The organism is Bacillota bacterium (genome assembly GCA_040754315.1).
Lineage (GTDB): Bacteria > Bacillota > Sulfobacillia > DUSP01 > JBFMCS01 > JBFMCS01.
Genome location: JBFMCS010000029.1, coordinates 19,724 through 27,411, shown reverse-complemented (window position 1 = coordinate 27,411; position 7,688 = coordinate 19,724). Strand labels below are relative to the sequence as shown.

The following is a 7,688-nucleotide window of genomic DNA, read 5'->3' as shown; positions in this document are numbered from 1 at the left end:
ATAGCTTGTAGGCCCTGTCGATCCGTTGAGCAATATCTTGTATCGCCTGGGAGCCTAACAGGTTCCAATAAGCGAAACGCTTTTTCTTCTTCAGTTTCGTGATGTGCTTCATCAGCTTATTGACGTTCAGGCTCTTTCCGTACAGCCGGTAGTATCTCCGGTGCAGGGCGATCAAGTGGTTGTAGATGCTCCCCGCGATGTTGAGGGCCTTGTGGAGCCTCTTATTGCGTTTCGACTGGTACAGCTTGAAGCAGTAGGTTTTCACTCGTTTTTCTGCTCCTCGATATACTTACGAACCGTTTCTTCGGAGATGTGGCCGGCCGATTCGCAGTAGTACGATCTTGTCCATAGGGTTGGCATCCGGCTTTTCATCCGCGGAATAGCCTTGGTTGTTGCTGATCGTTTCCATCGGTTTGGGTTCATGGTTTAATGATGCCAAGATTGTTAGATATCTGATAGGCTTATAGGCCACCTTTCATCCCACCCTTAAAGGGGTGGGCTTTCCCAGCGGCGGATCGTAACCCCAGAAGGGAGCGATTAAGCCTCCTTATGACGTGCCCGCCCTCCAAGCATCTTGGGCCCATGACCCACGTTCTGGATTCTAGGGTGGAGACTCCCTTTCCTGCCCTTCCCGGCAGGTGTTTACCCTCAATTCGAGTCTTCCTTGCTGGAGGTAGGATTCCGGTCGATCCGTGTAGAAATACCTGCAGCAAAGCAGTGGGCAGCCAGATCAAGCCACAGGCAAGTACGCGGGGGCAGGCCTTCGAACGCGAGGTTCCTTTACTTGGCGCTTTCTGTATCTCAGAGGGTAGGATGCGATGGTGAAACCGGCCTAGCGGTTGGTTATTCCCTTTTTGCCGGTCAGCTTCGGGCGTTGGGCCGGTGGCGGTATGGGCCTTGACGCCAGGGGGGTGTAAGGTTGTGATCATTCCTGCCGGGGGAGCCTTGTTCCCTGCCCGCCGGGTCGTGGGCATTGCCAAGGCTGGCCGGGTTCCTGACCTTCCCTGTGATGGCAACCTGGGGCCTAAGAGGGCGTTTGGCCGGGGGCAATGGTCTAGGCTTTCGGAGGAGGGCCATCAATTGGACGTCTACCAGAGGTGGGTCCCCCTGGGTGACTACGTGGACTACAGGTGCTAGCCCGCGGGACGGAGGTTGGGGAAGGAAACAGGCTCGCCGTGGTCCAGACACCTGGGCCTGCCCGGGACCGGCGGGCCTGAACGCCTGTCAATGGGACTCGTATCTAAGGGCCAGCTATGAGACATGGAAGGGGGGCTTCAATGCCCCCCCTCTCCATTGGCGCCGGGCTGGCGCTAATCCACGCGAACCGTCAGGTGCCTCGACCAGTGGTACGACGTTGTCTTCTCCTAGTGCTACATCGCATCTACAGTGTGAGGCAAGACAGCCCGGGCCAAGTCTTGGTGTTACCCCATTAGGTTCATCGCACCGGCTCCGCCAACGCCAAGTGATCACAGCAAGAACGATGCCAGGGTGTTGTTGTGGCGGCTTTCCGCATCTCAGCCCAGTCTGAGGGTCCCTGCCAGTGCAGCGCTAATGCTTCCCGGCATTCCCGGGGGAGGCAAGAATGCAGCACTGCATTGAGCCGGGGGTATTCCAGGGGGTCCCTGGTATCGTGACCGGGTCCGCGCCCCTCTCAGGGGGGCTCAAGAGGCTAGACTCCTATCATCCTGTCCAGGGTGTTGCCAGGGGAGACCATGGGAAACACGTTGGCTTCCGGGCAGATCCTGAACTCCGCCACCACCAGGCCATCGTGGGCCATGGTCTTCTGCAGGACAGGCCGTACCTCTTCCGGGGTCTTGGCCCGGTAGCCGGTGGCACCGTAGGCCTCAGCCAGCTTGGGGAAATCCGGGGTAGCGAGGTCGATGGCAAAGTAACGCCTTTCACAGTAGAACTCCTGCAACTGGCGGACCATTCCCAGGCAGCTGTTGTTGAGCACGATGATCTTCACGGGGAGCCCATGGGAGGTAGCGGTGGCCATCTCCTGGAGGTTCATCTGGAAGCTCCCGTCACCGCTGATAGCGATGACCCTCTTTCCAGGGCAGGCTGCCTTGACGCCGATGGCTGCAGGAAAGCCGTAGCCCATGGCGCCGAGGCCACCGGAGGATATGAAGGAACCCGGCTGCCCAGACCTCCACGAGTGGGCCGCCCACATCTGGTGCTGGCCAACATCCGTGGTTACTATGGCGTCAGGACCGGCGGCCCGGTAGACCTCTCGCAGCACTTCCAAGGGGTCAAGCCCCTGGCTGTTCTCCGCCACTGCCGAAGCCTTCCTTCTCCTCCAGCGGGAGACCCTCCGCGCCCAGCCAGCGTGCCTTGCCTGGGTGACAAGAGGGAAAAGGGCCTCCAGCACCACCCGGGCATGGCCCACGATGGGGGTATCCACCCGGACGTTCTTTCCTATCTCGGCGGGGTCCACGTCGATGTGGATGATGTAGGCCCCAGGTGCATATCCAGCGGTGCTGCCTGTGGAGCGTTCCGCGAAACGAGTACCTACAGCCAGGAGGAGGTCCGCCTCCATGATGGCCTTGTTCGCGGCGTAGGTGCCGTGCATCCCCGCAAGCCCAAGGTAGAGGCGGTGGGTGGCGGGAATCGCTGACACGCCCATCAGTGTCACAGCCACCGGAGCGTCGGCCTGCTCGGCCAAGGCCAGGAGTTCTGCCGAGGCCCCGGACCTTATCACCCCGCCCCCAGCGAGGATCACGGGCCTTTCCGCCAGGTTCAGTGCCTGGGCGGCCCGCTTGATCTGGGCTGGGTGGCCTTGGTAGTTCGGCTTGTAGCCGGGGAGGTGCACACTCTTGGGGAAACGGAATTCAGCACTCCCAGCCGCGACATCCTTCGGGATGTCCACCAGCACTGGCCCTGGGCGCCCCGTGCCTGCCACGTGGAAGGCCTCCCGCATGATCCGGGGGATGTCTTCCACGCTCTTGACAAGGTAATTGTGCTTGGTCACAGGCATGGTTATGCCGGTGGTGTCAGCCTCCTGGAAGCCATCGCTTCCCAGGCCGGACACGGCCACCTGTCCCGTGATGGCCACAAGCGGAATGGAGTCCATGTAGGCCGAGGCGATGCCTGTCACCAGGTTGGTGCTGCCAGGTCCCGAGGTAGCCAGGCACACCCCAACACGCCCCGACGCCCTGGAGTAGCCGTCGGCCGCGTGAGCCGCCGCCTGTTCGTGGCGAACCAAGATGTGGCGAATGGGGCTCTGGGCCAGGGCATCATATATCGAGAGGACGGCCCCCCCGGGATAGCCGAAGACAGTATCCACACCCTCCCTGATGAGGCACTCCACGACCATTTCGGCTCCGGTCATCTCCCGTCCATCTCCCATCTGGCCTCTAGACGGGCCCCCTGGGCCGCGGAGGTTACCATCCTGGAGTACCTTAGGAGGTAACCACTGGCGATCTTGGGCTCAGGGCGCTCCCACTCCTTGAGTCTCCTTGCCAATTCCTCATGGTCAACCTGGAGGTCCAGGCGCCGCCCTGGTATATCGATGTGGATGATGTCCCCCTCGCGCACGGCGGCTATGGGTCCACCCTCCATGGCTTCGGGGGATACGTGGCCTATGGAGGCGCCCCGGGTGGCGCCGGAGAACCGGCCGTCGGTCACCAGGGCCACCTTGGAGTCCATTTTCATACCTGCCAGCGATGAGGTGGGGGTGAGCATCTCCCGCATGCCAGGGCCGCCCTTTGGCCCCTCGTACCTGATGACTATCACATCCCCGGGGCGGATGTGGCCGCCCAGTATGGCATGGGTGGCCTCCTCCTCTGAGGAGAAGACCCTGGCGGGTCCCTCGTGCCTCAGCATGGACGGATCCACAGCACCCTGCTTGACGACGGCACCCTGGGGAGCGAGGCTGCCCCAGACAACCGCCAGGCCACCAGTGGAGGAATAGGGGTCACTGGTGGGGCGGATGATGTTCCTGTCCCTCGCATCGGGCCAGTCTTCCAGTACCTGGGCCAGGGGTGTGCCCCAGGCGGTCAGCGCCTGGGTATCTAGGAGCCCTGCCCGGGCCAGGTCCTTCATGACCGCCGTGACGCCGCCCGCGGCATAGAGGTCCTCCAGGTGGTGGGGGCCGGCAGGGCTGAGCTTAACCTGCTGGGGTGTCCTGGCGGAAGTCTCATCAACGGTCTTGAGGTCCAGCCCCGGGCCAGCCTCGAAGGCTATGGCCGTCAGGTGAAGCACAGTGTTGGAGGAACCCCCCAGCGCCATGTCCACCGCCAGGGCATTCCTGATGGACTGCTCCGTGATGATCTGCCGGGGTCTTATGGACTTGTGAATGAGGTTCATAATGGCAACACCGGTGTCTTTAGCCAGCCGCAGCCGGGCAGAGGAGATGGCCGGCACCGTCCCGTTCCCCGGCAGGGCCATCCCCAGTGCCTCTGTGAGGCAGTTCATGGAGTTGGCGGTGAACATCCCGGCGCAGGAACCGCAGCCGGGGCATGCGTTCTCCTCCAGATCCCTGATCTCTTCCTCCGTCAAAGCCCCCACCTTTGATGCACCCACCGCTTCGAACACAGTGTTAAGGTCCACGGCCTTCCCTTGGAAGGTCCCGGCCATCATGGGGCCCCCGCTCACCAGGAGGCAAGGTATGTCCAGCCTGGCGGCGGCCATGAGCATGCCCGGGACTATCTTGTCGCAGTTGGTCACCATCGCGAGACCATCCAGGGCATGGGCCTCAGCCATGGACTCAATGGAGTCGGCGATGAGCTCACGGCTGGGCAGGGAGTAGTGCATGCCCCTGTGGTTCATGGCGAGGCCATCACAGATGCCGATCACCGGGAACTCCAGGGGGGTCCCGCCCGATGACTCGATTCCTGCCCTGACTGCCTTGGCCACCTTGTCCAGGTGCATGTGGCCCGGCACCAGCTCGTTGTAGGAATTCACCAAGCCGACGAAGGGCCGCTTCATCTCCCAGTCAGTGAGGCCCAGCGCCCTTAAGAGGGAACGGTGAGGGGCCCGGGTCACACCCTGTTTTACGCGGTTACTCCTCATGACCATTCCCCTCCTAGTAGATGGGAGTGCCGGAGACCTGCGTGTGATCCCTGAAGGCCTCAAGAAGCCTGCGGGTGAGATCTCCCGGGACGCCCTCCCCGATGACACGGCTGTCAGCGTTCACCACAGGAACCACCTCTGCGGCGGTGCCCGTCAGGAACACCTCGTCAGCCACGTACACATCATGGCGCGTGATGGGGGTGAATTCAACCTCCACACCCATCTCCTTGAGGAGGTCGATGACCACGGCCCTGGTGATCCCCTCCAGTATGCCCTGGTAGGCGGGGGGAGTGATCACCCGGCCCCTCTTGACCAGGAAGATGTTATCTCCGGTGCCTTCCAGCACATACCCTTCTGGGTTCAGCATGAGTACCTCCGGGTAGCCCTGGAGGTATCCCTCGATCTTGGCCAGGATGTTGTTGAGGTAGTTCAAAGACTTCACCCTGGGGTTCAACGAATCCACGCTAACGCGGCGGGTTGGGACCGTGATCACGGCCATGCCCTTCTGGTACACCTGCGGGTCGTAGAGGACTATGTCGTCGGCTATTACCACCACACAGGGCTTGGGACACTTCCGCGGGTCCAGCCCCAGGTCACCGGCACCCCTGGAGACAATAAGCCTTATGTAGGCATCCTTGAGGTTGTTGAGCCTCAGGGTCTCCAGGACCACTGCTTCCATCTCCTTGGGTTCAAGCGGTACCTCCAACATGATGGCCTTGGCGGACTGGTAGAGCCTCTCCAGGTGCTCATCAAGGTGGAACACCCTGGAATTGTAGGCCCGGATCCCCTCGAAGACGCCGTCCCCGTACAAAAAGCCATGGTCGAATACGGACACCTTGGCTTCAGACTTGGGGACGTGCCTGCCGTCAATGTAGATCAGTCTTTCCATGGGCGAACCTCCCTTACTAGACTGATTGGAGTCTCTTTCGAACGTATTCCACCAAACCGCCGCAGGAAATGATATCAGCCATGAAGGACGGGTACTCCGGGATGATAAAGGTCGACCCGGTACGGGGATGCTCGATGACCCCTCGGGCGGTGTCTACCGTAACCTCATCACCGGAAGATATGGCCTTGGCAGCCTCGGGGCTCTCCACGATGGTAAGCCCTACATTGATCGCGTTCCGGTAGAATATCCGGGCGAAGGAGGCAGCTATGACGCAGGGAATGCCGAAGGCCTTGATAGCGATGGGGGCATGCTCCCTGGAGCTGCCGCACCCGAAGTTGGTGCCGGCCACTATGATGTCACCGGGTTTCGCCTCCCGGCCAAAGGAAGGGTCCAGGTCCTCCATGCAATGCCTCGCCAGCTCGCAGGGGTCCGATGTATTAAGGTACCGGGCTGGTATGATGACGTCAGTGTCCACATCGTTGCCGAACCTCCACGCGGTTCCCGTGACCTTCATCTAGAAAACCTCCTCGGGGTGGACGATGTGGCCGGCCACTGCGGAGGCGGCGGCCACCGCTGGGCCGGAGAGGTATATCTCACTGGTCCTGTGACCCATCCTGCCCAGGAAGTTCCGGTTGGTGGTGGCGAGGGCGCGCTCCCCCTCGGCCAGGATGCCCATGTGCCCGCCAAGGCAGGGCCCGCATGTGGGGGTGCTCACGGCTGCGCCAGCGCCTACCAAGTCCTCCAGGATCCCCTCCTTAATGCAGCGGAGGTACACCGCTTGGGTCGCGGGGATTACTATGAGCCGGACCGCAGGGTGAACCTGCCTGCCCCTGAGGATCTCCCGGGCGATCCTCATGTCCTCGTACCGGCCATTGGTGCAGGACCCTATTACCACCTGATCGATGGGGATCTCATCCAGGTCCCGCACGGAGCGGGCATTGGCAGGGGAGTGGGGGAGGGCCACTTGGGGTTCCAGGGAACTGGCATCGAATTCGTAGACATGGGAGTACCTGGCGCCGGGGTCGCTGCAATAGGCGGTGTAGGTCCTCCGCTGGCCGGAGATCTCCCGGGCGAACGCTAGGCACTTTCCATCCGGTTCCAGGATGCCGTTCTTAGCGCCAGCCTCCACCGCCATGTTGGTGATGGTGAAACGGTCGTCCATGGAGAGGGCCGCCAGGGCCTCGCCTGAGAACTCCATGGCCTTGTAGCGGGCCCCGTCCACCCCGATTCTCCCTATGGTGTGGAGTATGAGGTCCTTGCCGCCGACCCAGGGGCCCGTCTTGCCGTGGTACAGGACCTTGATGGTCTCGGGGACCCTCAGCCAGACCTCCCCCAGGGCCATGGCGCAGGCCAGGTCCGTAGAGCCAACCCCGGTGGAGAAGGCGCCGACGGCACCGTAGGTGCAGGTGTGGGAATCCGCGCCCACCACCAGGTCACCCGGGAGCACAAGCCCCAGCTCGGGTAGGAGCGCGTGCTCTACGCCCATGCGTCCCACCTCGAAGAAGTGGGGGATGCGGTGCTTGCGGGCAAAGTCCCTGAGGGCCTTCACCTGTCCCGCTGAGGCAATGTCCTTGTTGGGTACGAAGTGGTCAGGTACCAGGGCTATCCTCTCAGGGTCGAAGACCCGGGTGGCTCCCATCCTCTCGAATTCCCTGATGGCGATGGGCCCTGTTATGTCGTTGGCCAGCGCCAGGTCCACCCTGGCGTTGATGAACTCGCCTGGCTTGACCTGGTCCTTCCCGCAGTGTCGCGCCAGGATCCTCTCGGTTATTGTCATGCCCAAACTGCC

At 62.0% G+C, this 7,688-nt stretch carries 7 protein-coding genes and 1 pseudogene; 1 reads left to right on the top strand and 7 read right to left on the bottom strand.

Features of this window, described 5'->3' with window-relative positions:
* Positions 1 to 265, bottom strand: a 265-nt coding sequence (locus tag AB1576_05875; protein ID MEW6081293.1) for an RNA-guided endonuclease TnpB family protein, incomplete at its 3' end; no start/stop codon positions are given.
* Positions 262 to 378, bottom strand: a pseudogene (locus AB1576_05870) (transposase). The pseudogene AB1576_05870 and the gene AB1576_05875, both read right to left, overlap by 4 nt.
* Before the next feature lie 543 nt (positions 379 to 921).
* On the opposite strand from AB1576_05870, the gene AB1576_05865 reads away from it, so the two are divergent.
* Entirely contained in the window at positions 922 to 1,137 is a 216-nt protein-coding gene (locus tag AB1576_05865; GenBank protein ID MEW6081292.1) for a hypothetical protein, read from the top strand.
* Between the two features lie 532 nt (positions 1,138 to 1,669).
* Here the strand turns inward: AB1576_05865 and ilvB are convergent.
* Genes ilvB through leuC form a run of 5 tightly spaced genes read right to left on the bottom strand, consistent with a single transcriptional unit; the run spans position 1,670 to position 7,682 of the window.
* Positions 1,670 to 3,328, bottom strand: a complete 1,659-nt coding sequence (gene ilvB / locus AB1576_05860) for a biosynthetic-type acetolactate synthase large subunit (GenBank protein MEW6081291.1) — start codon at positions 3,326 to 3,328, stop codon at positions 1,670 to 1,672.
* Entirely contained in the window at positions 3,325 to 5,010 is a 1,686-nt protein-coding gene (gene ilvD, locus AB1576_05855) for a dihydroxy-acid dehydratase (protein MEW6081290.1), read from the bottom strand. Before ilvD ends, ilvB begins: the two co-directional genes overlap by 4 nt.
* 13 nt (positions 5,011 to 5,023) lie before the next feature.
* The gene (gene ilvE / locus AB1576_05850) at positions 5,024 to 5,899 is read right to left on the bottom strand and encodes a branched-chain-amino-acid transaminase (GenBank protein MEW6081289.1); all 876 of its coding nucleotides are present in this window, start codon (positions 5,897 to 5,899) and stop codon (positions 5,024 to 5,026) included.
* A 16-nt stretch (positions 5,900 to 5,915) separates the two neighbouring features.
* On the bottom strand, positions 5,916 to 6,413 hold the full coding sequence (locus tag AB1576_05845; GenBank protein ID MEW6081288.1) for a 3-isopropylmalate dehydratase small subunit: 498 nt from the start codon (positions 6,411 to 6,413) through the stop codon (positions 5,916 to 5,918).
* Positions 6,414 to 7,682, bottom strand: coding sequence for a 3-isopropylmalate dehydratase large subunit (leuC, locus tag AB1576_05840; GenBank protein MEW6081287.1), 1,269 nt, complete (start codon positions 7,680 to 7,682; stop codon positions 6,414 to 6,416).
* Between the last annotated feature and the right edge of the window lie 6 nt (positions 7,683 to 7,688).